This window comes from Streptomyces sp. NPDC032940 (assembly GCF_040636935.1).
Lineage (GTDB): Bacteria > Actinomycetota > Actinomycetes > Streptomycetales > Streptomycetaceae > Streptomyces.
Genome location: NZ_JBEZVJ010000025.1, coordinates 78,796 through 102,069 on the forward strand (window position 1 = coordinate 78,796; position 23,274 = coordinate 102,069).

Annotated in this window: 19 protein-coding genes; 7 read left to right on the forward strand and 12 right to left on the reverse strand. The window is 72.1% G+C overall.

Annotated features, from left to right (window positions below; all coding sequences use genetic code 11):
* Positions 1 to 104 precede the first annotated feature (104 nt).
* The 3 genes from AB0E77_RS25990 (at position 105) to AB0E77_RS26000 (ending at position 2,832) form a co-directional block, all read left to right on the forward strand.
* Positions 105 to 737 carry a DUF6230 family protein gene (locus AB0E77_RS25990; protein WP_361574547.1) on the forward strand — a complete coding sequence of 211 codons (633 nt, stop codon included), beginning with the start codon at positions 105 to 107 and terminating at the stop codon, positions 735 to 737.
* Between the two features lie 117 nt (positions 738 to 854).
* The gene (locus AB0E77_RS25995; protein ID WP_361574550.1) at positions 855 to 1,463 is read left to right on the forward strand and encodes a DUF6114 domain-containing protein; all 609 of its coding nucleotides are present in this window, start codon (positions 855 to 857) and stop codon (positions 1,461 to 1,463) included.
* Positions 1,453 to 2,832, forward strand: a complete 1,380-nt coding sequence (locus AB0E77_RS26000) for a hypothetical protein (RefSeq protein WP_361574553.1) — start codon at positions 1,453 to 1,455, stop codon at positions 2,830 to 2,832. The genes AB0E77_RS25995 and AB0E77_RS26000 overlap by 11 nt, the downstream gene beginning before the upstream one ends.
* A gap of 90 nt (positions 2,833 to 2,922) precedes the next feature.
* Here the strand turns inward: AB0E77_RS26000 and pyk are convergent, their stop codons facing one another.
* The 3 genes from pyk to pta form a co-directional block, all read right to left on the reverse strand.
* Entirely contained in the window at positions 2,923 to 4,353 is a 1,431-nt protein-coding gene (pyk, locus tag AB0E77_RS26005; RefSeq protein ID WP_361574556.1) for a pyruvate kinase, read from the reverse strand.
* Positions 4,354 to 4,426: 73 nt separating this feature from the next.
* Positions 4,427 to 5,647: an acetate kinase gene (locus tag AB0E77_RS26010; RefSeq protein WP_361574559.1), complete on the reverse strand. Its 1,221-nt coding sequence runs from the start codon at positions 5,645 to 5,647 to the stop codon at positions 4,427 to 4,429.
* Positions 5,644 to 7,734: a phosphate acetyltransferase gene (gene pta, locus AB0E77_RS26015; RefSeq protein WP_361574562.1), complete on the reverse strand. Its 2,091-nt coding sequence runs from the start codon at positions 7,732 to 7,734 to the stop codon at positions 5,644 to 5,646. Before pta ends, AB0E77_RS26010 begins: the two co-directional genes overlap by 4 nt.
* 247 nt (positions 7,735 to 7,981) lie before the next feature.
* Here pta and AB0E77_RS26020 point away from each other — a divergent pair, with 247 nt between their 5' ends.
* Positions 7,982 to 9,007, forward strand: coding sequence for an ATP-dependent 6-phosphofructokinase (locus AB0E77_RS26020; protein ID WP_361574565.1), 1,026 nt, complete (start codon positions 7,982 to 7,984; stop codon positions 9,005 to 9,007).
* A 41-nt stretch (positions 9,008 to 9,048) separates the two neighbouring features.
* On the opposite strand, the gene AB0E77_RS26025 is transcribed toward AB0E77_RS26020, so the two are convergent.
* The gene (locus AB0E77_RS26025) at positions 9,049 to 10,014 is read right to left on the reverse strand and encodes a WYL domain-containing protein (RefSeq protein ID WP_361574568.1); all 966 of its coding nucleotides are present in this window, start codon (positions 10,012 to 10,014) and stop codon (positions 9,049 to 9,051) included.
* 145 nt (positions 10,015 to 10,159) lie between these two features.
* Here AB0E77_RS26025 and AB0E77_RS26030 point away from each other — a divergent pair, with 145 nt between their 5' ends.
* Complete coding sequence (locus tag AB0E77_RS26030; RefSeq protein ID WP_361574571.1) at positions 10,160 to 10,849, forward strand: alpha/beta hydrolase; 690 nt, start codon at positions 10,160 to 10,162, stop codon at positions 10,847 to 10,849.
* Between the two features lie 11 nt (positions 10,850 to 10,860).
* Here AB0E77_RS26030 and AB0E77_RS26035 read toward each other — a convergent pair whose 3' ends face one another.
* From AB0E77_RS26035 to AB0E77_RS26060, 6 genes are all read right to left on the reverse strand, one after another.
* Positions 10,861 to 11,577, reverse strand: coding sequence for a helix-turn-helix transcriptional regulator (locus AB0E77_RS26035; protein WP_361574625.1), 717 nt, complete (start codon positions 11,575 to 11,577; stop codon positions 10,861 to 10,863).
* Between the two features lie 88 nt (positions 11,578 to 11,665).
* Positions 11,666 to 12,505, reverse strand: a complete 840-nt coding sequence (locus AB0E77_RS26040; protein ID WP_361574574.1) for a carbohydrate ABC transporter permease — start codon at positions 12,503 to 12,505, stop codon at positions 11,666 to 11,668.
* A gap of 1 nt (position 12,506) precedes the next feature.
* Entirely contained in the window at positions 12,507 to 13,445 is a 939-nt protein-coding gene (locus AB0E77_RS26045) for a sugar ABC transporter permease (RefSeq protein WP_361574577.1), read from the reverse strand.
* The gene (locus AB0E77_RS26050) at positions 13,442 to 14,812 is read right to left on the reverse strand and encodes an extracellular solute-binding protein (protein ID WP_361574580.1); all 1,371 of its coding nucleotides are present in this window, start codon (positions 14,810 to 14,812) and stop codon (positions 13,442 to 13,444) included. The genes AB0E77_RS26045 and AB0E77_RS26050 overlap by 4 nt, the downstream gene beginning before the upstream one ends.
* 133 nt (positions 14,813 to 14,945) lie before the next feature.
* Positions 14,946 to 16,865 (reverse strand): tetratricopeptide repeat protein, encoded by a 1,920-nt coding sequence (locus tag AB0E77_RS26055; protein ID WP_361574583.1) that lies wholly within the window; start codon positions 16,863 to 16,865, stop codon positions 14,946 to 14,948.
* 175 nt (positions 16,866 to 17,040) lie between these two features.
* Positions 17,041 to 17,904, reverse strand: coding sequence for a 5'-methylthioadenosine/S-adenosylhomocysteine nucleosidase (locus AB0E77_RS26060; protein ID WP_361574585.1), 864 nt, complete (start codon positions 17,902 to 17,904; stop codon positions 17,041 to 17,043).
* Positions 17,905 to 17,931: 27 nt separating this feature from the next.
* Between AB0E77_RS26060 and AB0E77_RS26065 the strand changes: the two genes are divergently transcribed.
* Together AB0E77_RS26065 and AB0E77_RS26070 are read left to right on the forward strand one after the other, a co-directional pair.
* On the forward strand, positions 17,932 to 18,471 hold the full coding sequence (locus tag AB0E77_RS26065; protein WP_361574588.1) for a hypothetical protein: 540 nt from the start codon (positions 17,932 to 17,934) through the stop codon (positions 18,469 to 18,471).
* A 32-nt stretch (positions 18,472 to 18,503) separates the two neighbouring features.
* A complete protein-coding gene (locus tag AB0E77_RS26070; RefSeq protein WP_361574591.1) occupies positions 18,504 to 20,882 on the forward strand; it encodes a tetratricopeptide repeat protein in 2,379 nt (792 codons plus the stop codon).
* On the opposite strand, the gene AB0E77_RS26075 is transcribed toward AB0E77_RS26070, so the two are convergent.
* Both AB0E77_RS26075 and AB0E77_RS26080 read right to left on the reverse strand, forming a co-directional pair.
* A complete protein-coding gene (locus AB0E77_RS26075; protein ID WP_361574594.1) occupies positions 20,879 to 21,577 on the reverse strand; it encodes a response regulator in 699 nt (232 codons plus the stop codon). The genes AB0E77_RS26070 and AB0E77_RS26075 overlap by 4 nt on opposite strands.
* Positions 21,574 to 23,253, reverse strand: a complete 1,680-nt coding sequence (locus AB0E77_RS26080) for a sensor histidine kinase (protein WP_361574596.1) — start codon at positions 23,251 to 23,253, stop codon at positions 21,574 to 21,576. Before AB0E77_RS26080 ends, AB0E77_RS26075 begins: the two co-directional genes overlap by 4 nt.
* Positions 23,254 to 23,274 lie beyond the last annotated feature (21 nt).

The following is a 23,274-nucleotide window of genomic DNA, read 5'->3' on the forward strand; positions in this document are numbered from 1 at the left end:
CTCTCCTTCCCGAGGACGTAGCACTTCTCCCATCCCTGCCAGGCCGAGCCGCCGATCCGGGGGCGGGCCGAGGCCAGGAGATGTACGTCCGAGAAGGAGGAAATATGGAGTCCCAGGTGCGTGGCGGGACCAGATGGAAGCGGTTCGCCGTCGTCATGGTGCCGAGCGTGGCCGCGACGGCCGCGATAGGCGTGGCGCTGGCGCAGGGAGCGCTGGCCGCGTCGTTCAGCGTCTCCGGCCAGTCGTTCAAGGTGACGGCTGAGCAGCTCGACGGTACGGGCTTCGTCCAGTACGGCGCGATCGACTCGGGCTACACGCTCGACGGGCAGAAGACGGCTCACCCCGTCGCCGTCTCGGCGTTCAAGTCCGCGTCCATCAAGGGCATGTGCCAGTCCGTGGTCACCCCGGACATCCCGCTCATCGGCTCGGTCAGCCTCATGCTGAAGGCCGGCGGCGGCGGCAAGGCGGTCGAGGCCGAGAACCTGTACATCGACGTCGAGCAGCTCGAGGCCGATGCCACGTTCCGCGGCATCGACATCGGCGTCGCGGCCAAGGACGCCGCCAAGGGTCCGGGCATCAAGAAGGGCGACACCGCGAACCCCTACGGGTTCTCGCAGCAGGCCGACTCGGTCACGCTGACCGGGGTGAAGCAGACGGCGTGGGCGACCACGGCCGGAACCTTCAAGCTCAGCGGTCTGAAGATGTCGCTGTCCAAGGGTGTCAAGGAGTGCTACTAAGCACTCGCTGACGGGCGGGGGAGCCAGTGGCGCCCCCGCCCGTCCACTCTCCGGCCGCGCCTTCACGCACGGCCCACGTCTCCACCACAGCAAAGCCGTACCAGGGAGCTGTTTTCCATGAGCGCCGAGACTCCTGCCGCCACCGGCCAGTTCACCCGCCGCAGGCTGCAGTTCCGTGCCTGGCGAGGCGCGCGGCCGTTCTGGGCCGGTCTGTTCGTCGCCCTCGGCGGACTCCCCATCGCCTACTTCCCGTACGCGAACCTCCAGATCGGTCACCTGACGCTGGCGATGGCCACCACCGCGGGCGCCGGGTCCCTGATCATCGGCGTGCTGCTGATCGTCCTGGGCGTCAGCCTCTGGTTCCAGAAGCACGTCCGGGTCTTCGCGGGCGTGGCGGCGATCCTGCTGGCGCTGGTGTCCATCCCGGTGTCCAACCTCGGCGGTTTCCTCATCGGCTTCCTCCTCGCGCTGACCGGCGGGGCGATGGCCGTGTCGTGGGTGCCGGGGCAGCCGCCGCAGGCCGAGCCGCCGGTGGAGGGCAAGGGAACGGGCGACGCGCCCGAGGGCGCGCTCCCCGCGGCCCCGGTGCCCGATGCCACGGTGCCGCAGCCGCGGGACGGTGTGGAAGGTGGGGGTCCCTCCCCGGCCGTTCAGGCACTGGAGGAGAACGATCTGTCAGGAACGAGCCCGGCCAACGGGGCGAACGGGAGGCACAGTGCCGGCTGACGAGGTGACCCGCGGGACTGACGTGGAGTCGTTCCGTGTGAGAACCGGGCCGCGCCACGCGGCACCCAAGAAGCCGTTGTTCACCAGGTTCCACATGCCGGCCGGCAAGGCGATAGCCCTGGCGGCGATGCCCACGGCGGTCCTCATGGGGATGGGGTTCACGCCGACGCTGGCCCTCGCCGACGGCAACGACGCGGCGCCGCCGTCCAACAGCCTGACGGCCGACGAGTACAAGGACTGCGTGGCGGCCATCGAGGACGCCGAGAAGGGTCCGTCGGAGTCCCCCACGCCCTCGCCCTCGGCGACCGACGAGGCGGACGACGAGAAGGCCGGTGACAAGGCCGACGACACGTCGGACGACGCCGAGCCGGAGCCTTCGGCCTCCGGTGCCGCGGACAAGGACGGCGACAAGGGCGCCGGTTCGACCTCTTCGCCGGATTCAGGTTCCGACGACAAGGCCGAGCCCGCCGCCACCGCGTCGCCCGAGGCACAGAGCCAGGAGAAGGCGTCCGAGACCCCGTCACCCTCGCCGTCCGAGAGCGAGAGCGGCGGCGTGCTCAAGGACCTCGGCGACGCCCTCGGGAACATCTTCACCGGCGGCAAGGCCGAGGAGAGCCCGAGCCCCACGCCCACCCCCTCGGCGTCCGCGAACGCCGGCGAGGGTGCCGTGCAGGGCGCCGTCGACGACGCCACCGACACCGTGAAGGACACGGCCGACAAGGCCGGCGACACGGTGAAGGACACCGCGAAGGACGTCACCGACGCGGCGTCGGGGGCGGCCGAGGACACCGGCAAGACGGTGGACAAGGCCGTGGAGGACGCGACGGAGGCCGCCGGGGACGCGACCGACGCCTCACCCACCCCCGAGGCATCCGAGAGCGCCGGCACGGACGTGGACGACTGTCCGGTCGCCACGGACGCGCAGGGCGGCGTCGACAACAAGGTGCCGCTGCCGGACGACCCCTGGTACCTGAACGCGAGCTCGCTGCTGCTCAAGGGCGCCTCGTACAAGGGCATCGTGGAGGTCAGGACGGCCAACGGCACCACCAAGAAGGTGCTCAAGTACGTCGTCTCGAACGGCACCGACATCGGCGACCTGCACCAGACGGTGAAGGACGACCAGTCCGGCAAGACCTACCACGTGCAGGCGGCCAAGGGCTCGACGTCCACGATCCGCGACGGCGAGACCGTGATGTACACGGAGAGCATCTCGGGCAACCTGCTCGGGCTGATCCCGATCACCTTCGACCCGGAGAACCCCCCGCCGCTGGACATCCCGCTGATCTACTTCACGAACGTGACGGTCGTCCAGGCCGGCCAGTTCGGCGGCACCCTGCACGTTCCCGGGCTGCACCAGTTCACGACCTGAGCACACCCCACGAGCCCTTCCGGGAGCCGCGCGACAGCGAGGGCGCCCCCTGACCGCAGGGGGCGCCCTCGTCGTGCTCCGCGGGCGGCGTCAGGCGCGGCGCGACTCGCCGAGGTGGTGCACGCGGACCATGTTGGTGGTGCCGGGCACGCCGGGGGGCGAACCGGCGGTGATCACGACGATGTCGCCGTCGTTGAAGCGGCTCAGCTTCACCATCTCCTGGTCCACCAGCTCGACCATCTCGTCCGTGCTGTTGACGAACGGCACCACGTGCGGCTCCACGCCCCAGCTGAGCGCCAGCTGGTTGCTGGTGGACGCGTCGGTGGTGAAGGCGAGGATGGGCTGGGCCGCGCGGTAGCGGGACAGGCGGCGCGCGGTGTCGCCGGACTGGGTGAAGGCCACCAGGCCCTTGCCGCCGAGGAAGTCGGCGATCTCGGCGGCGGCACGGGCCACCGAACCGCCCTGCGTGCGCGGCTTCTTGCCCGGCACCAGCGGCTGGAGGCCCTTGGAGAGCAGTTCCTGCTCGGCCGCCGTGACGATCTTCGACATCGTCTTCACGGTCTCGATCGGATACGCGCCCACGGAGGACTCCGCCGACAGCATGACCGCGTCCGCGCCGTCCAGGATCGCGTTGGCCACGTCGGAGGCCTCGGCGCGGGTCGGACGGGAGTTGGTGATCATCGACTCCATCATCTGGGTCGCCACGATCACCGGCTTGGCGTTGCGCCGGCACAGCTCGATCAGGCGCTTCTGCACCATGGGGACCTTCTCGAGCGGGTACTCGACGGCCAGGTCGCCGCGGGCGACCATCACGCCGTCGAACGCCATCACGACGTCCTCCATGTTGTCGACCGCCTGCGGCTTCTCCACCTTGGCGATCACCGGGACGCGGCGGCCCTCCTCGTCCATGACGCGGTGGACGTCGGCGACGTCCTTGGCGTTGCGGACGAAGGAGAGGGCGACCAGGTCGCAGCCCATGCGCAGCGCGAAGCGGAGGTCCTCGACGTCCTTCTCGGACAGCGCGGGGACGTTGACCGCGGCGCCGGGCAGGTTGATGCCCTTGTGGTCGGAGATGACGCCGCCCTCGATGACGATCGTCTTCACCCGGGGGCCGTCGACCTCGGTGACCTTCAGCTCGACGTTGCCGTCGTTGATGAGCACCTGGTCGCCCTTGGTGACGTCGCCGGGCAGGCCCTTGTACGTCGTGCCGCAGATCGTCCGGTCGCCCGGCACGTCCTCGGTGGTGATGGTGAACTCGTCACCGCGCACCAGCTCGACGGGGCCCTCGGCGAAGGTCTCCAGGCGGATCTTGGGGCCCTGCAGGTCGGCGAGGACGCCGATGGCCCTGCCGGTCTCCTTGGCGGCGGCCCGGACGCGGTCGTAACGCCCCTGGTGCTCGGCGTGGGTGCCGTGGCTGAAGTTGAAGCGGGCCACGTTCATGCCGGCTTCGATCAGCGCGACGAGCTGCTCGTGGGAGTCGACCGCGGGGCCGAGAGTACAGACGATTTTCGAACGGCGCATGGGGCGATCCTATCGGTTTGTTTCGCTGCGGAATATTCCGTCTGGCGGAAAATACAAAAGGGCGGGATGCCGCTCAGGTGAGATTCCCTGAACCAATTACCAGCGCGTAGGTTTGTGTCGCGATCTCCATTTCCTCGTCGGTCGGCACCACGGCCACCGCCACCCGCGCGGACGCCGGCGAGATCAGCCGCGCCCCGTCGCCGCGCACGGCGTTCAGCTCCGGGTTCACCGCCAGGCCCAGACCCTCCAGGCCCGCCACGGCAGCTTCCCGCACCGGCGCCGCGTTCTCCCCGACCCCGGCCGTGAAGGCGACCGCGTCCACCCGTCCGAGCACGGCGTAATAGGCGCCGATGTACTTCTTCAGCCGGTGAATGTAGATGTCGAAGGCGAGCCGCGCCCGCTCGTCGCCCTCGTCCACCCGGCGGCGGATCTCCCGCATGTCGTTGTCGCCGCACAGCCCGAACAGACCGCTCCTCTTGTTGAGGAAAGTGTCGATCTCGTCCGTGGACATTCCGCCGACGCGCTCCAAATGGAAGATGACCGCCGGATCGAGGTCTCCCGACCGCGTACCCATCACCAGCCCCTCCAAGGGCGTCAGTCCCATGGAGGTGTCCACGCACCGGCCGCCCTCGACCGCCGAGGCCGAGGCGCCGTTGCCCAGGTGGAGCACGATGACGTTGACCTCCGCCGGTTCCTTGCCCAGCAGCCGCGCGGTCTCGCGGGAGACGTACGCGTGCGAGGTGCCGTGGAAGCCGTAGCGGCGGATGCGGTACCGGTCGGCGATCTTCGGGTCGATCGCGTAGCGCGCCGCGGACTCCGGCATCGTGGTGTGGAACGCCGTGTCGAAGACCGCCACCTGGGGCAGGTCGGGGCGGAGCGCCTGCGCGGTGCGGATGCCGGTCAGATTGGCCGGGTTGTGCAGCGGCGCCACGGGGATCAGCCGCTCGATCTCCGTCAGCACGGAGTCGTCGATGAGGGTGGGCTCGGTGAAGAACATGCCGCCGTGCACCACCCGGTGCCCGATCGCGGCCAGCTCCGGCGACTCCAGGCCGAGACCGTCCCGGGACAGCTCCTCGGCGACCGCCTTCAGGGCGGCCTCGTGGTCGGCGATCGGACCGTTCTGCTCCCGGGTGCCGCCGTCGGCCACGAGGGTGTGCCTCAGCCGGGAGGTCTGCTCGCCGATGCGCTCGACCAGACCCACCGCCAGCCGGCTGCCGTCCCGCATGTCCAGCAGCTGGTACTTGACCGACGACGAGCCGGAGTTGAGGACGAGGACGCGGGTGGGGGAACTCACTGGTCGGCAGCCTTCTCGGTCGGGGTCTGGGCCTGGATCGCCGTGATGGCGACGGTGTTGACGATGTCCTGGACGAGCGCGCCCCGGGACAGGTCGTTGACCGGCTTGCGCAGGCCCTGAAGGACCGGACCGACGGCGATGGCGCCGGCCGAGCGCTGCACGGCCTTGTACGTGTTGTTGCCGGTGTTCAGGTCGGGGAAGATCAGCACGCTGGCCTGCCCGGCGACCTCGGAGCCGGGCAGCTTGGTCGCGGCCACCGACGGCTCGACCGCGGCGTCGTACTGGATCGGCCCCTCCACCCGGAGGTCGGGGCGGCGCGAGCGGACCAGCTCGGTCGCCTGGCGCACCTTGTCGACGTCCGCGCCGGAACCGGACGTGCCGGTCGAGTACGACAGCATCGCGATCCGCGGATCCACGCCGAACCGCGCCGCCGTGGACGCCGACTGCGTCGCGATGTCGGCGAGCTGCTCGGCGTCCGGGTCCGGGTTCACCGCGCAGTCGCCGTAGACGAGGACCTTGTCGGCCAGGCACATGAAGAAGACGGAGGAGACGATCGACGCCTCCGGCTTGGTCTTGATGATCTCGAACGCCGGACGGATGGTCGCCGCCGTCGAGTGCACCGACCCCGACACCATGCCGTCGGCCAGCCCCTCCTGCACCATCAGCGTGCCGAAGTAGTTGACGTCCGAGACGACGTCGTACGCCAGCTCCACGGTGACGCCCTTGTGGGCGCGCAGGGCCGCGTACTTCTCGGCGAAGGAGTCGCGCAGCTCGGACACCGCCGGGTCGATCAGCTGGGCGGCGCCGAGGTCGATGCCGAGATCGGCGGCCTTCTTGCGGATCTGCTCGACGGGGCCGAGCAGCGTCAGCTCGCACACGCCCCGGCGCAGCAGCACCTCCGCCGCGTGCAGCACCCGCGCCTCGGTGCCCTCGGGCAGCACCACCCGGCGCAGGTCGGAGCGGGCCTGCTCCAGCAGCTGGTGCTCGAACATCATCGGGGTGACGCGGTCGCTGCTCGGCGCGGAGACCCGCTTGCTGAGATCGGCGGTGTCGACGTACCGCTCGAAGAGGCCGAGGGCGGTCTCCGCCTTGCGCGGGGTGGCCGCGTTCAGCTTGCCCTCCAGGGAGAAGAGCTGCTCGGCGGTGGGGAAGCTGTTGCCGGTCACCGACAGCACCGGCGTGCCCGGGGCGAGCCGGTCGGCGAGGGTGAGGATGCCCTCGCCGGGCACCTCGTTCAGGGTCAGCAGCACGCCGGCTATCGGCGGCGTGCCGGCGCTGTGCGCGGCCAGGGTGCCGATCACCAGGTCGGCGCGGTCGCCGGGGGTGATCAGCAGACAGCCCGGGGTCAGCGCGGCCAGCAGGTTGGGCAGCATGGCCCCGCCGAAGACGAAGTCCAGCGCGTCGCGGGCGAGACCCGAGTCGTCCCCGAGGATCACCTGGGCGCCGAGGGCGTGGGCGATCTGGGAGACGGTCGGCGCCGACAGCGCGGGCTCGTCGGGCACCACCCAGCACGGCACCGGCAGCCGGCCGGCGAGCCGCTGGGCGATCTCGTCCCGGTCCTCGCGGGCGACCCGGTTGCTCACCATGGCGAGGACGTCGCAGCCCAGCCCGTCATAGGCGCGGAAGGCGTTGACCGTCTCGGCGAGCACCGACTCGGCGGCCTGCTTGCGGCCGCCCACGACCGGGAGCACCGAGGCGCCGAACTCGTTGGCGAGCCGCGCGTTCAGCGACAGTTCGTCCGGGAGCTGGGTGGCGGCGAAGTCGGTGCCGAGCACCAGCACGACGTCGTAGTCCCGGGCGACCAGGTGGAACCGGTCGACCAGCGCGGACACCAGCTCGTCCGTGCCCTGTTCGGCCTGGAGCGCGGACGCCTCCCGGTAGTCGAGGCCGTAGACCGTCGCGGGGTCCTGCGAGAGCCGGTAGCGGGCGCGCAGCAGCTCGAAGAGCCGGTCCGGCCCGTCGTGGACCAGGGGACGGAAGACGCCGACCCGGTCGACCTGCCGGGTCAACAGCTCCATGACCCCCAGCTCGACGACCTGGCGGCCGTCGCCGCGGTCGATACCGGTCACGTACACGCTGCGCGTCACGCGTGCTCTCCGTTTCGTCTCGGGAAAGGTGTCCTGGTGGCGGCTGCCCTGACGGCGTCAAAAATCGCCCACGGGGGTGAGCGGAACCCTCTTGACAATACCTCTCTCAATAGATAAGGCGCCCGTCAGTGAGGGGTGCTCGGGGGCCGCTATGGTGCCGACCGTACGGAAGCGGCATCCCCCTGGGGGACGTGAAAGAATCGGACGTGGCTCACCGGTGTCCACAGCGAGCAGGAGACACAGCACGATGCGTATCGGAGTTCTCACCGCAGGCGGCGACTGCCCCGGCCTGAACGCAGTGATCCGGTCGGTCGTGCACCGAGCGGTCGACAACTACGGCGACGAGGTCATCGGCTTCGAGGACGGCTACGCGGGGCTCCTGGACGGCCGTTACCGCGCCCTCGACCTCAACGCGGTCAGCGGCATCCTGGCCCGCGGCGGCACCATCCTCGGCTCCTCCCGGCTGGAGCGCGACCGGCTCCGCGAGGCCTGCGAGAACGCCGGCGACATGATCCAGAACTTCGGCATCGACGCGCTGATCCCGATCGGCGGCGAGGGCACGCTGACGGCGGCCCGGATGCTGTCCGACGCCGGTCTGCCGGTGGTCGGCGTGCCCAAGACCATCGACAACGACATCTCCTCCACCGACCGCACCTTCGGCTTCGACACGGCCGTCGGCGTGGCCACGGAGGCGATGGACCGCCTCAAGACCACCGCCGAGTCGCACCAGCGCGTGATGGTCGTCGAGGTCATGGGCCGGCACGCCGGCTGGATCGCCCTGGAGTCCGGCATGGCCGCCGGCGCCCACGGCATCTGCCTGCCCGAGCGCCCCTTCGACCCCGCCGACCTGGTCAAGATGGTCGAGGCACGCTTCGCCCGCGGCAAGAAGTTCGCCGTCGTCTGCGTCGCCGAGGGCGCCCACCCCGTCGAGGGATCGATGGACTACGGCAAGGGCGCGATCGACAAGTTCGGCCACGAGCGCTTCCAGGGCATCGGCACGGCACTGGCGTACGAGCTGGAGCGCCGGCTCGGCAAGGAGGCCAAGCCGGTCATCCTCGGCCACGTCCAGCGCGGCGGCACCCCCACCGCGTACGACCGGGTGCTCGCCACCCGCTTCGGCTGGCACGCCGTGGAGGCCGCGCACCGGGGCGAGTTCGGCCGGATGACGGCGCTGCGCGGCACGGACATCGTCATGGTGCCGCTGGCCGAGGCCGTGACCGAGCTGAAGACGGTGCCGAAGGACCGCATGGACGAGGCCGAGTCGGTCTTCTAGCGGCCGGGCCGTCCGGCCGACGCCGACCGGGCCGGGGCCCGTCAGTCCCGGTCCGCCGCCACCGCCGCGGTGAAGCGCGCCGCCAGCGCCGCCGCCGAGGCCCGCAGTTCCTCCCCGCCCTCGACGCGGAAGGCGAACGGCATCCGCGCCAGCCACTCCTGCGCGTACATGTCCGGGTTGCGGGTGCTGCCGGTCAGCACGCACCCGTCCCCCAGGGGCTCGAGCCGTCCCATGGGCGGCCGGATCCACGGCGCCACCTCGCCCATCGGGGCGTCGAACACCACGCGGGTGGCGAACGCCCAGCCCAGCCCCAGGTGCTCCTCCAGCACCGCCACCGGATCCAGGTCCTCGGGCGGTGCGAAGGCGCGCCCGGTCGACCGGGCCGCGCGGATCCGGTCGATCCGGTAGGTGCGGACCGCCTCGGCGCGCAGCGAGCGGCACAGCAGATACCAGCGTCCGTGGCGGACGACGAGCGACCAGGGCTCCACCTCGGTCTCCCGCTCGTCGCCGGCCTCGCTGCGGTACGTGACCAGCACGCGGTGCCGGGCCGCGACGGCGTCGACGAGGCCGCTGGTGACGGCCGGGTCGGGGCGGACCGCGTACGGGTCGGGCGCGGCCGACGCGTACTCCCGCAGCAGCGCCGCCTGCCGGCCGATGCTCTCCGGCAGCGCCTTGACGACCTTGCCCAGGGCCGTGCCGAGCGGGTCGTCGGCATCGGCCGCGGCCGGCTGGCCGCCGAGCACCGCCGTCACCAGGCCCACCGCCTCGGCCTGCGTGAAGTGCACGGGCGGCAGCCGCGTCCCCCGCCCCAGCCGGTAGCCGCCGTGCGGCCCCCGGGCCGACTGCACGGGGATGCCGGCCTCCCTGAGGATCTCGACGTACCGGCGCGCGGCCCGCTCGGTGACGCCCAGCCGCCCGGCGAGGTCCCCGGCCGTCGTTCCCGGGCGGGCCTGGAGGATCTCCAGGGTCCGCAGCGCTCGCGCGGTGGGGCTGAGGTCGTTCGGCACGGGCACAGGCTAGCCGGGCCGGCACATCGGTGGTCGCCGGACGTACCGGCAGCGGATCGTCCGGATCCCCTCCTACGGTGAACTCTGCCGCGGGGGAGACCCCGTGGTGCACGTGGGAGAACACCCGAGGAAGGGAACACCGACCATGGACATCCTGCTCGTCGGCGGCCTGTGGCTGAACGGGTCCGTGTGGGACCGCGTCGCGTCCGAGCTGGAACCGCTCGGCCACCGCCCGGTGCCGCTGACCCTCCCGGGCCAGGGCGACGGCGCCGTGTCCGCGACGCTCGACGACCAGGTGGCGACGGTGCTCGCCGCGGTCGACGCCGCGCCCGGCAAGTGCCTGGTGGCGGGGCACTCCGCCGCCTGCACGCTGGCCTGGCTGGCCGCCGACCGCCGCCCGGAGCGGGTGGCGAGGACCGCCCTCATCGGCGGCTACCCGATGGCCGACGGACAGCCGTACGCAGACTTCTTCGAGGTGCGCGACGGTGTCATGCCGTTCCCCGGCTGGGGCCCCTTCGACGGTCCGGACGCCGCCGACCTCGACGAGGAGGCCCGACGGGAGTTCGCGGCCGCCGCCGTTCCGGTGCCCGAGGGGGTGGCCCGGGGTGTGGTGCGGCTCACGGACGAGCGGCGGCTCGAGATCCCGGTCCTGGTCGTGTGCCCGGAGTTCACGCCCGCGCAGGCCCGGGAGTGGATCGCCGCCGGCGACGTCCCGGAGCTCGCGCGGGCCGAACGGATCGACTTCGCCGACATCGACTCGGGCCACTGGCCCATGGTCACCAGGCCCGCCGAGCTCGCCCGGATCCTGGCCGCCGCCGCCGACGACGCGGGCTGACCGGCCGGGCCTCACCGGGTGTGCTTGCGGACCACCGTCCAGAAGTGCTCCACGATCCGGCCGAGGTAGTCGCGCCCGGCCGCACTCGAGTCGCCGCTGCCGCCGCCCCAGCTGAGGGTGGTGACCATGTGCCCCTGGTAGTCCTGGTGCAGCTCCTGGAGCACCTCCTCCAGGATCCGCCGGTCCAGCGGGGCGATCTTGGCGACCGGGCGGACGTACCCCTGCCAGCGGGTGTTCACCGCGCTGCGCAGCAGGTCCCCCAGTTTCCCGTCGCGTCCCGTGACGGTCACGAAGTCGGGCAGTTCGAGACCGAGCACCTCGGCGAGGGCGGAGGACTGGCGGTCGGTGCCGCGCCAGTCCTCCTTCTCCTCCATCGTCAGATAGGCGTCCAGCCCGAGCCCGACGGCGCGCGCCACGTCCTCCGGTGCGAGCCCGCGGGCGATGCGGTGCTCGCGCAGGGTCTGCGGGCGGCCGATGAGCTCACCGGGGGAGCACCACAGCACGCCGGCGAGGGCCGTGAGCTCGGGGTTGCCGGGGGAGGCGAGCCCTCGTTCCCAGGCGACGACGAGGTCCGGGGTGACGTACGGCAGCCCGTACGACACCCGCATGCCGTGGGCGACGTGCTCGGGCCCCATGCCGAGGGCGGCGCGGAGGCGGCGGGCGGCGAGGGCGTTGAACGGGGGCCCCGGCTGGTTCGGGTGAGGTGAGGGTCGGCGCACGGCCCACACCGTAGGGGGCACCGGGCGGCTTGACTACGGGCTGTTCACCCAGCGATACGGATTGTACGAACCTACGGGCGTGAGGAGCACCCTCAGGTCATCCCTTGACCGCCCCGCCCAGCGCGAAGCCGCCGCCCAGCCGCCGGGAGACCAGCACGTACAGCAGGATCACCGGCGTCGAGTAGATGATCGAGAACGCCGCCAGCTGCCCGTACGCCACCATGCCCCGGTTGCCGAAGAAGTCGTTGATGCTGACCGACGCGGGCATCTGGTCGGGGGTGAGCAGCAGCATGAAGGGGACGAAGAAGTTCCCCCACATCATCACGAACGAGAACACCGTCACCACCGCCACTCCCGGCCCCATCAGCGGCAGCACGATCCGCAGCAGCGACTGGAAGGACGACGCCCCGTCCGTCCACGCCGCCTCCTCCAGCTCCTTGGGCACGCCGTCCATGAAGTTCTTCATCAGCCAGATGGCGAACGGCAGTTGGGAGGCGGCGAAGAAGAAGACCGTCCCCTGTGTGGTGTCGATCAGATTGACCCGTACGAACAGGGCGTAGACCGGCACCATGATCGCGGTGATGGGGAGGCTGGTCGCGAAGAGCACCGTCAGCAGGAACGGGCGGTTCAGCCGCGACGGGAAACGGGAGAGCGGATACGCCGCGAGCGCCGCGCACGCCACCGTCAGCAGGGTCGCGCCGCCGCACAGGACCAGGCTGTTGAGCAGCGGGGTGAAGGTGATCTCCGGAGTGAGGATCGCGTCGAAGTTCTCCAGCGTCACCCCGTCGGGCACCTTCACCCGCAGCCCGGCGTGCGGGTCCACGGCGGACAGCACCACCCAGGCCAGCGGCAGCACGAAGGCCGCGGCGGCCACCAGCAGACCGGCGTCGGCGGCCGTCCGGCGCCGGTCGCGCCGCGGGGAGCGCGCGTGAGCCATCTCAGACCTCCGTCCGCAGCAGGCGCAGGTACACGACCGAGAACAGCGAGCCGATCAGCAACAGCAGCAGCGCCACCGCCGTGCCGTAGCCGATCAGGCTGTTCTGGAAGGCCTGTTCGTACATGAACAGCGGCAGCGTCTGGCTCTTGCCGCTCGGCCCGCCCCGCGTCATCACCCAGATCAGCCCGAACACCGAAAGGGTCTGGAGGGTGTTGAGCATGAGGTTGGTGCCGATGGAGCGGCGGATCATCGGCAGCGTGATGTGCCACATCCGGCGCCAGCCACCGGCGCCGTCCACCTCGGCGGCCTCCGTGATCTCCTTGGGGATCTCGTTCAGCGCGGCCGAGTACACCAGCATCGAGAACGCCGTGCCCCGCCAGACGTTGGCGAAGGACACCGCCAGGATCGGCAGCGTGAACAGCCAGTTCTGGGTGGGCAGACGGAGCCATTCCAGGACGGCGTTGAGGGTGCCCTCGCGGCGGAAGAAGGCGTAGAGCAGGAAGCCCGCCACCACCTCCGGCAGCACCCACGCCGTGACGACGATGCCACCGGTGAGCGTGCGGACCGGCTTCGAGGCCCGCTGCATCAGCGCGGCCAGCGCCAGACCCAGGGTGTTCTGCCCGATCAGCGACGAGAGCACCGTGAACACCAGCGTCAGCCACACCGCGTTGAGGAACGCCTCGTCCCGGAAGGCGCGGGTGAAGTTGTCGAAGCCGACGAAGGACTCCTCGGCCTGCCCGGTCAGCTGGAGGTCGGTGAAGGCGATGACGACGCAGTAGACGATCGGGCCGGCGAGGAAGAGCAGCAGCAGGACGACCGCGGGGGAGACCGGCAGGGCGCGGACGAGGGACCGCCGGACGGTGCCGGTACGCCCGCCGGGAGCGGCCGGGGCGGTCTTCCGCACCTCCGGCCCCGCGTGCCCCGACGCGGTCGCCGTCACCTGCTCACCACCTGGTTGTCGGTGGCCTCCTTCAGCGCCTCGTCGTAGCCGCGCGCCGCCTCCTCGACCGACTTGTCGCCGGTCGTGACGCCCTCCATGGCCTCCTGGACGGCGACGGACACCTTCGGATACGCGGGGTAGGCGGGCCGGTAGTGGGTGCTGGCGACCAGGTCGGTGAAGAACTTGATGCCGGGCTGGGCCGCGACGTAGGCGGGGTCGCTCGCGACGTCCTCGCGGACCGCGATGCCGGAGTTGGCGATGTACCACTTCTGGGCATTGGCCTTGGTCTGCATCGTCTTGATGAACGAGAAGGCCAGGTCCGGGTTGGCCGCCTTGGCCGGGATCGCCCAGGTCCAGCCGCCGGACATGCTCACCTTGCCGGGTGCCTGTCCGTGCTGGGTCGGCATGGCGGCAAGGCCCAGCTCCTTCGACCACTCGGGCCACTCGTGCCCGCTGCCCTCCAGCCAGTCCTGCGGCAGCCAGGAGCCGTCGAGCGCGATGCCGAGCCTGCCCTGCGGCAGCAGCTCACCGCGCACCTTCGTACCGAAGTTGGGGTCGAGCGCGTCGGACACCTCCGGGCCGAGCTTCTCCTTGTAGACCGTCTCGACGAACGCGAGGGAGTCCTCGAACCCCTGCCCCGCCGTGATCCACTTCTTGCTGCCCTTGTCGTACAGGGGGTCGGAGCCGCCGTCCCCCGTGCCGTACAGCAGCATCTCGAAGCCCTGCATCGTGGCGGCCTCGCCGGCGGGCTTGCCCGTGTACACGTTGAGCGGGGTGACGCCGGGGACCTTCTCCTTGATGGTGCGGGCGGCGTCGAGGACGTCGTCCCAGGTCTTCGGCTGCCAGTCCGCGGGCAGCCCCGCCTCGGCGAAGACGTCCTTGCTGAACCACAGCCCGCGGGTGTCCGTCCCGTCCGGCACGCCGTACGTCTTGCCGTCCTCGCCCCTGGCCGCCGCCTTCGCGGTGCCGATGAACCGGTCCCAGTCCGGCCAGTCGGCGAGATAGCCGTCGAGCGGCTTCAAATACCCGCTGGTGATGTCGGAGTTGATCAGGAAGGTGTCCTCGTAGACCAGGTCCGGCGCGGTCTTGGGGGAGCGCAGCATCTGCTGCAGCTTGGTGTAGTACTCCGAGTCCGGCGCCTTGATCGGCACCAGCTCGACCTTCTTCCCCGGGTTGGCCTTCTCGAACTGCTTCTTGATGTCGCCGAGATAGGTGTCCATCACCTTGACGGAGTTGTCCGTCGACTGCTTGTAGGAGACCTTCACCGTGTCCGGATCGCTGCCGGAGCCGCTGGAACAGGCGGCGAGTGCGGTGGAGGCGAGCGCGGTCAGGGTGACGAGAGAGGTGAACCGGACGGTGGGGCGCACGGGCAACGACCTCCTGCTGGCGCACGACGTTGTGGCCGGGACGGCTGCTCGGCGAACGTAGGTTGAGTGGTCTAGTCAGGTCAATGCCCGTGCAGGGGTTCGGTTCCAGAGCGCGGGAGGAGTCCGGGGGGCGTCATTCCGGATCTCCCGAGGCGCGGGCGCAGGCGCGGGCCCGTGCGGCTTCGGCGGGGGCGTCGGCACGGGTGAAGGCGTCGGCGGCGCGGAGCCAGGCGGCGCGGGCGTCGGCAGGCCGATGGGCGTCCTCGTGGGCGTGAGCCAGGGCCTGGAAGGTCTGCCCGTCGCCGTACCAGTCCTCGAACCCCTGATGGAGCTCCAAGGACCTGCCGTACGCCTCGACCGCCTCTTCCACCCGGTTCACCCTGCGCAGGGCGCTGCCGAGGTTGTGCCACGCCCTGCCTTCGCCATGGACGTCGCCGGCAGCCCGGAACAGGTCGCGGGCCCGGGTGTGGGCGTGGATCGACTTCTCCGCCTGGTCCGCCTTACCCAGGGCGAGTCCGAGGTTGTTCCACGCCATGGCCTCGTGCTGGCGGTCTCCGGTGGCCTGGTGCAGGTCGCGGGCCCGGGTGTGGGCGTCGATCGCCTCGTCCTTCCGGCCCGCCTCACCCAGGGCGGTGCCGAGGTTGTTCCACGCGATGGCCTCGTCGTGCCGGTCTCCGGCGTCCTGGTAGAGGTCGATGGACCGGGTGTAGGCGTCGATCGCCTCCTCCGCCTGGCCCGCCTCCCGCAGGGCGAGGCCGAGATTGGTCCACGCCATGGCCTCGTGCAGCCGGTCCCCGGCAAGCCGTGCGGCCACCCGCGCGGCCTGCGCGACGGCGATCCAGTCGTCGAAGTACCGCCGCCAGTCCAGGTACTCGGCCAGACACAGGGCCAGCCGCACCGCCGTGTCCGCGAACCGCTCTTCCCGACCCCATTCCACCGCAGCAACCAGACCCGCCCGCTCCCCGTCCAGCCATGCCAGCGCCTGCCCTCGGTCCTGGAACCTTTCCGGCTCCGGCTTCCCCGGCAGCCACCGCAACCGGTCATCGGCGGCATCCGTCCACCGTCGGTAGAACTCCAGCACCCGCTCCCGCGCCGCCTCCCCCTCCTCCCGCGACTTCGCATCCCCCGCCACGACACCCGCGCCGAACACCCGCACCAAGTCATGCACCCGCCACCGCATCACGGAAACCGTCCCGTTGCCGCCACCCACTGGTTTGACGAGATGTCTGGCGGCCAGATCCTCCAGCAGTGACAGCACGGACTCCGTATCGAGGCCGGCAAGTGCGGAGATCACCTCCGTGCCGGTCTCCGCGCCCGGCGCGAGACAGAGCAGCCGCAGCAGCCGGGCCCGGTCGGGCGGCAGCCGGCGATAGGAGGTCTCCAGGACGGGCCGCAGGACGAGCGAGCGTCCGTAGAGGTCGGTGCCGGGGCTGCCGTGGTCGAGGACGGCCGTCGCGTCCCCGGCATCCCGGATCTCCCCCACCAAAGACGCGACGTCCCGATGCCGTCGGCGGCGCAGCATGCCCGCGGCGATCTGGAGAGCCAGCGGCAAATGGCCGCAAAGACTTGCCAGTTCACGCAGCGCCTCGGGCTCGCGCGCCGGGCGTTCGTCCCGTTCGTCGGTGTCGAGCAGGGCACGGGTCAGAAGGGCGACGGACTCGTCCGGGGTGAGTGTCTCCAGGTCGATCAGCCGGACCGGAAGGGCGTCCGGCCGGTCCCGGGAGGTGATGATCACCCGGTGGTGGTCCGTGCCGGGGAGCAACGGCAGGTACTGGGCGGCATCCGAGGCGTTGTCCAGAAGCAGGAGCGTCCTGTCCCGTCGTTCGGCGAGCAGCGTCCGGTACGCGTCGTACCGGCGGTCCGTCGTCGGCGGCAGCTCCCCGTCCCGTACGCCGAGCGCGTCGAGCAGCGCCAGGACCGCCTGATCGGCGGTGACCGGGTCGTCGTCGTAGCCGCGCAGGTCCACGAAGAGCGTCCCCCCGGGGAACCAGCCCCGCGCGCGGGCCCGGTGTGCCGCCTCCACCGCCAGCGCGGTCTTGCCGACGCCGCCCATCCCCGTGACGGCGAAGATGAGGAGCGGCAGCGCGGCCGTGTCGTCCGTGCCGGGGGAGAGGCACGGGAGCAGACGGTCCAGTTCCGCCGACCGGCCGGTGAACCCCAGGGGGCGGGGCGGGAGCGTGGCGGTCGCTCGCGGGACCGGGCCGTGGACGGTCCCCCTGCCGCCGCCCTCAGCCCTGCTTGCCGGTGACGGGGCCGTGGAAGGTGCCGCCCCGGAAGTCGACGTGGTCGCCGCCGTACGCCGTCGGGCCGTCCCCGCGTCGTTGGGGGCCCTCCTCGGAGTCGGACGGGGCGGTGGAGTTCTCGCGGGGCCGGTGCTTGTGCAGCACCGCCACCGTCACGGCCGCGGCCTGCGCGGCGGCGCGCTCCTGCGACCCCGCGGCATCGGCCTCGTGCTTCCCCGCGTCGGCGCGGTCGCTGATGCCCCGGATCACCAGGGCGTTCACCTGGCCGCTCAGGTGGGCCGCCTGGAGGGCGCCGGAGCCCTCCATCTCGATCGCGCCCGCGTCGTTGTAGTTCCTGCGGAGCAGCAGGGCGATCTCGGACTGGGCGTCCGCCAGGACCACGTCACCCGTGGCGATCGGCATGAAGTGGGCCCGTACGCCGGCCATGTCCCGTACGGCGGAACGGGCCGCCTGCTCGAGGGCGTGCGAGCCCGGCAGCCCCTTCGGCCGGACCAGGAAGCCCTCCGGCGTCTGCTTGCCGCCGTGGATCTCGTACACCTGCGTGCCCACGACGACGTCGCCGATCCCGACGTCGTCCTTCAGGCTGCCGGCGACACCGACGAAGAACACGGCCTCGGGGCGCAGCCAGTTGATGAGCTGCGTCGTGAGGGCGGCGGCCCGTTCGGCGCCCATGCCCAGCTCGGCGAGGGCGACCTGCCATGACGTACCGGCCAGCCGCCCCCTCTCGACCCGGGTGCCGTCCTGGTGCACGAGCTCCCGCCGCTCCTCGACGTGCGCGCGGACGGCGGCGTATTCGAGGGGAAGTGCGGTCAGGACCAGAACGGTGGGCTGGATCTCCGGCATAGTCATAAGTTAGCGCCGGGAGAAGGGGATCGAGTGCCGGAACGGGACGTCACGGTGGGGCAGTTGCTGCTGGCCGAGTATCAGAGTGTGAAGGACGAGCAGAAGGCGAGGATCGGCTTCCGGGACAACCTCCTCTATGTGACGCTCGCCGTCGTGGCCGCCGTCATCGCCGCCACGGCCCAGGCGAAGCAGCCCGCGATGCTGCTGGCGCTGCCGCCGGTGTGCCTGGTCCTCGGGTGGACCTACCTCGTCAACGACGAGAAGATCTCGGCGATCGGGCTCTACGTCCGGGACAGTCTGGGACCCAGGCTGGCCGGACTCGCCGCGCACGAAGAGGATTTCGCGACCTTCGGATGGGAGGCGTACCACCGGAGCGACACCCGGCGCCGGTCCCGCAAGACGATCCAGACCGTGATCGACCTGACGGCGTTCTGCGCGGTACCGCTGGCGGCGCTGGTCGTCTTCTGGGTGAACGGGGACGCGGGCAGGCTGCTCCTCGCCCTCTCGGTGGTGGAGGCGCTCGCCGTGGCGGGGCTCGCCTCGCAGGTCGTGTGGTACGCGAAGGCGGCGTGAGCGGCCCGCTGCCGCGGGAGGGGACGGCGCGCATGGAGACGGCACTGCTGACGGCCCTGGCCGAGGGCGCCGGCGGGGACGGCGGACGCCGGGCGGTCGAGGAGCTGGCGCGGGCGGTGGGGCTCGATGCCGGCGCGTCCGCCCGGGACATCGCGAAGGCGGCGGCGGAACCGGCGCGGCGTGAGGCCGTACGGGAGTGGGGGGAGGCGGTGGCCGGCCTGCTCGCCGCAGAGCCGCCCGGCGTCGCCGGTGCCGTGGCACGCGCCATGGAGCGGTCGGCGCCGGGCAGCGGGAGCTCCTGGTACGGCGGCGACCACACCGACTTCCGGGGCGGGCTCTTCCTGCGTGAGGTCATCGGGGTACAGGTCGTGATGCAGGAGGGTGGGGCCGCCGTCCCCGAGGTGGTGGCGGGCCTGCCGCCGAGACCCGCCGGGTTCACCGGCCGGGAGCGCGAGACCGGGGACCTGCTGCGCGCGCTGGACCCGGCCGGGACGCGGTCCGGCGTGACGCTCGTGGCCGCCGTGTCCGGTCTCGGCGGCATCGGCAAGACCGCGCTCGCCGTCGAGACCGCGCACCTCGCCCGGGAACGGGGCTGGTTCTCCGGCGGCGTCCTCTTCCTCGACCTGCACGGCTACGACCCGGAGCCCGTCACCGCCGACCGTGGCCTGCAGGCACTGCTGCGTGCCCTCGGCACCCCGCCGGAACACCTCCCCACGACGACGGACGAGCGGGCGGCGCTCTACCGCTCGATGCTCGCCGCCCGGGCCCACGAGCGCGGCCCGGTGCTGATCCTGGCCGACAACGCCTCCTCGCCGGACCAGGTACGGCCTCTCCTCCCGGGCGACCCCCGGCACCGCGTCCTGGTCACGTCACGCGATCGCCTGCCCCAGCTCGGCGCGCGGCTGGTCCCCTTGGACCAGCTCGGCCCCGGTGAGGCGTACGAACTCCTCGACCGTGCCCTGCGGCTCGCCGACCCGCACGACCGCCGGGTGGCCGACGACCCCGGCACGGCCGAGCGGCTCGCCGCCCTCTGCGGGCACCTCCCGCTGGCCCTGCAGATCGCCGTCGCCCTGCTGGCGGAGGACCCGGGCAAGCCCGTGGCCGAACTCGTCGCGGAACTCGCCGAGTCCCACGACCGTCTCGACCACCTCGACGACGGCGAGCGCAGCGTCCGCGCCGCCTTCGAGCTCTCCTACCGCCGGCTGCCGCCCGAACAGGCCCGGCTCCTGCGGCTGCTCGCCCTGGCGCCGGGGCCCGAGGTGAGCGACGAGGTCGTCGCCGCACTCGTCGGCGCTGCGGGACCTCCGGTACGGGCTCAGAAGGCCCTGGCCCGCGCACACCTCGTGGAGCGGGGGCGCGAGCGCGGATCGTGGCGGTTGCATGACTTGGTGCGGGTGTTCGGGGCGGGTGTGGTGGCAGGGGACGCGGGGTTGCGGGAGGAAGGGGACGCGGCGCGGGAGAGGGTGCTGGCTCTCTACGTGCGAGGGGCGGGCGCGGCCGATGACCGGTTGCACTGGTTTCCGGGGAGGAGGGAGCCGGAGCGGTTCGGGGACCGGGGGGAGGCGTTGGCGTGGGTGGACAGGGAGCGGGCGGGTCTGGTCGCGGCGGTGGGGTGGGGGCGCGAGGAGCGGTTCGCGGGCGCGGCGGTACTACTTGCGCTGCGACTGGGGGCGTACCTGGAGTGGCGGCGGCATTTCGACGATTGGACGACCGTCGCGGAGGCCGCACGGGAGGCTGCGCGGCTCACCGGGAGACGGCTGGACGAGGCCACGGCGTGGGACAACCTCGGCAGCGCCCTGCGGGAGGCGGGCCGGGCGGAGGAGGCCGTCGATGCACACACCCGCGCCCGCCACCTGTACCGGGACGCCGGAGAACGCGACGGCGAGGCCACTGCGTGGGACAACCTCGGCCTCGCCCTGCGGGAGGCGGGCCGGGCGGGGGAGGCGGTCGACGCGCACACCCGGGCCTGCGACCTGTCTCGGGCCACAGGAGACCGCCACGGCGAGGCAAGCGTGTGGAACCACCTCGGCAGCGCCCTGCGGGAGGCGGGCCGGGTGGAGGAGGCGGTCGACGCGCACACCCGGGCCCGCGACCTGTTCCAGGCCACCGGGGACCGCCATTACGAGGGCAGGGCGTGGCACAACCTCGGCCTCGCTCTGCAGGAGGCGGGCCAGGTGGAGGAGGCGGTCGAGGCGTACGGCAGGGACCTGGAGATCTGCCGGGAATTCGAGGACTGGTACGGGGCGGGGCAGACCCTCGACAACCTGGCCCTGGCTCATGAGTTGGCCGATCACCCGGACGATGCCGCGGCCGCCTGGCTCCAGGCCGCCGAGGCCTTCACCCGCGCCAACGCCCCTGCCAGAGCCGCACAAGCCCGCACCCGGGCCGCCGGGCCGGCCCCACCCCCTTAACGCTCCCTCCCCACCCCCCGCATCCACCGGTACACCAGCTCCGGCCGGCCCACCTGGCCGTACAGCGGGCTGCGGTCCGCCCGGCCGGTGTCCACCAGGTGCTCCAGATAGCGGCGTGCGGTGATCCGCGAGATGCCCACCGCCTCGGCCACCCCGGCCGCGGTGAGGCCCTCCTCCGCGCTCCGCAGTGTGCCCGTGACCCGGTCCAGCGTGGGCGCGCTGAGCCCCTTGGGCAGCGCCGCCGGGCCGGGCGCCCGCAGGGTGGCCAGGGCGCGGTCGACCTCCTCCTGACCGCTCGCCTCCCCGGCGGCGCCCCGGAACTCGGCGTACCGCACCAGCCGGTCCCGCAGGGTGGCGAAGGTGAACGGCTTCAGCACGTACTGGACGACGCCCAGCGACACCCCCTCCCGGACGACCGTCAGGTCCCGCGCCGACGTCACCGCGATCACGTCGGTGTGGTGCCCGGCCGCCCGCAGCGAACGGGCCAGCTGGAGCCCGTGCACGTCCGGCAGGTGCAGGTCGAGCAGCAGGAGGTCGACCGGCGTACGGTCCAGCAGGCGCCGCGCCTGCGCACCGGTGTGCGCCTTGCCGACGGCCGTGAACCCCGGGACCCGCCCGACGTACATCATGTGCGCGTCGGCGGCGACCGGGTCGTCCTCGACGACGAGCACGCGGATGGGCTGCCCGGCGGTCATGCCGTGCCCCCGGACCCCGGTCTGCCCGTCAGGGCCGCCGGCGCCGGGCGGCGGCCCCCGCTCCCGTCGCCGGCGCCGTCCAGCGGCAGCCGTGCCTCGAAGCGGGCGCCGCCCCCGTCGGCCTCCGTCACGGTCAGCGTGCCCCCGTGCCGGTGCACCGCCTGCTGGACCAGGGCGAGCCCCAGACCCCGTCCGCCGGGCCCGGCCGGCTTGGTCGAGAAGCCCCGCCGGAAGAGCAGACCGGCGTGGGCCGGGTCGACGCCCGCGCCGGTGTCCGAGACCCGCAGCACCAGCTCCGAGCCCGCCCCGGCCGTCGCGGTGTACGCCGACACCGTCACCCGCGAGGGCACCCGGCCCTGCGCCGCGTCCACCGCGTTGTCGATCAGGTTGCCCAGGATCGTCACCAGGTCCCGGGCGGGCAGGGAGGGCGGCAGCAGCCCGTCGTCCAGCCGGCTGTCCTGCGACACCACCAGTTCCACTCCCCGCTCGTTCGCCTGTGCCGTCTTGCCCAGCAGCAGCGCCGCCAGCACCGGTTCGCCCACCGCCGCCACCACCTGGTCGGTGAGCGCCTGCGCCAGCTCCAGTTCGGCCGTCGCGAAGTCCACGGCCTCCTCGGCGCGTCCCAGCTCGATCAGCGAGACGACGGTGTGCAGCCGGTTGGCGGCCTCGTGCGCCTGCGAGCGCAGCGCCTGCGTGAAGCCCCGCTCCGAGTCCAGCTCGCCCATGAGCGACTGGAGCTCGGTGACGTCGCGCAGGGTCACCACCGTGCCCCGGCGCTCACCGCCCGAGACCGGCGAGGTGTTCACCACCAGCACCCGCTCGGCCGTCAGATGCACCTCGTCCACCCGCGGCTCCGACGACAGCAGCGCCCCCGTCAGCCGCGACGGCAGCCCGAGGTCCGCCACCGAGGCGCCGACCACGTCGCCGCGCACGCCGAGCAGCTCCCGTCCGCCGTCGTTGATCAACGCGACGCGGTACTGGCCGTCGAGCATCAGCAGCCCCTCCCGCACCGCGTGCAGCGCCGCCTGATGGTAGTCGTGCATCCGGCTCAGCTGGTCCGCGTTCATGCCGTGCGTGTGCCGGCGCAGCCGCGCGTTGATCACGTAGGTGCCCACGGCCCCGAGCAGCAGCGCCCCGGCCGCCACCCCGGTCAGGGCCGTCAGCTGCTCCTGCGCCCGCTTGCTGATCTCCTCGACCTTTATCCCGGCGCTGACCAGCCCGACGATCCGCCCGTCGTCCACGATCGGCGTGACCGCCCGCACCGAGGGGCCGAGCGTGCCCGTGTAGGTCTCGGTGAAGGTCTCGCCGCGCTGCGCCCGCTCGATGTGCCCCTGGAAGGGACGGCCGATTTGTTTCGGGTCGGGGTGGGTCCAGCGGATGCCCTCCGGATTCATGATCGTCACGAAGTCCACGTCGGTGTCCCGGACGACCCGCACCGCGTACGGCTGGAGGCCGGCCGTCGGGTCCGGTGAGCGGATCGCCTGGGCCACGGACGGCGAGTCGGCGATCGACAGCGACACCGACCTGGCCTGGCGTCCGGCGGCGTCCTCGGCCTGTCCCCGGTCGCTGAGGTAGGTGAACAGCGCGTACCCGACCACGACGACCGCGATGAGCACGGCCTGCATGGCGAAGAGCTGCCCGGCCAGGCTGCGGGGTCTCGGGACGCGGAGGTGCATGCCGCCAGTCTCTCGCGTGGC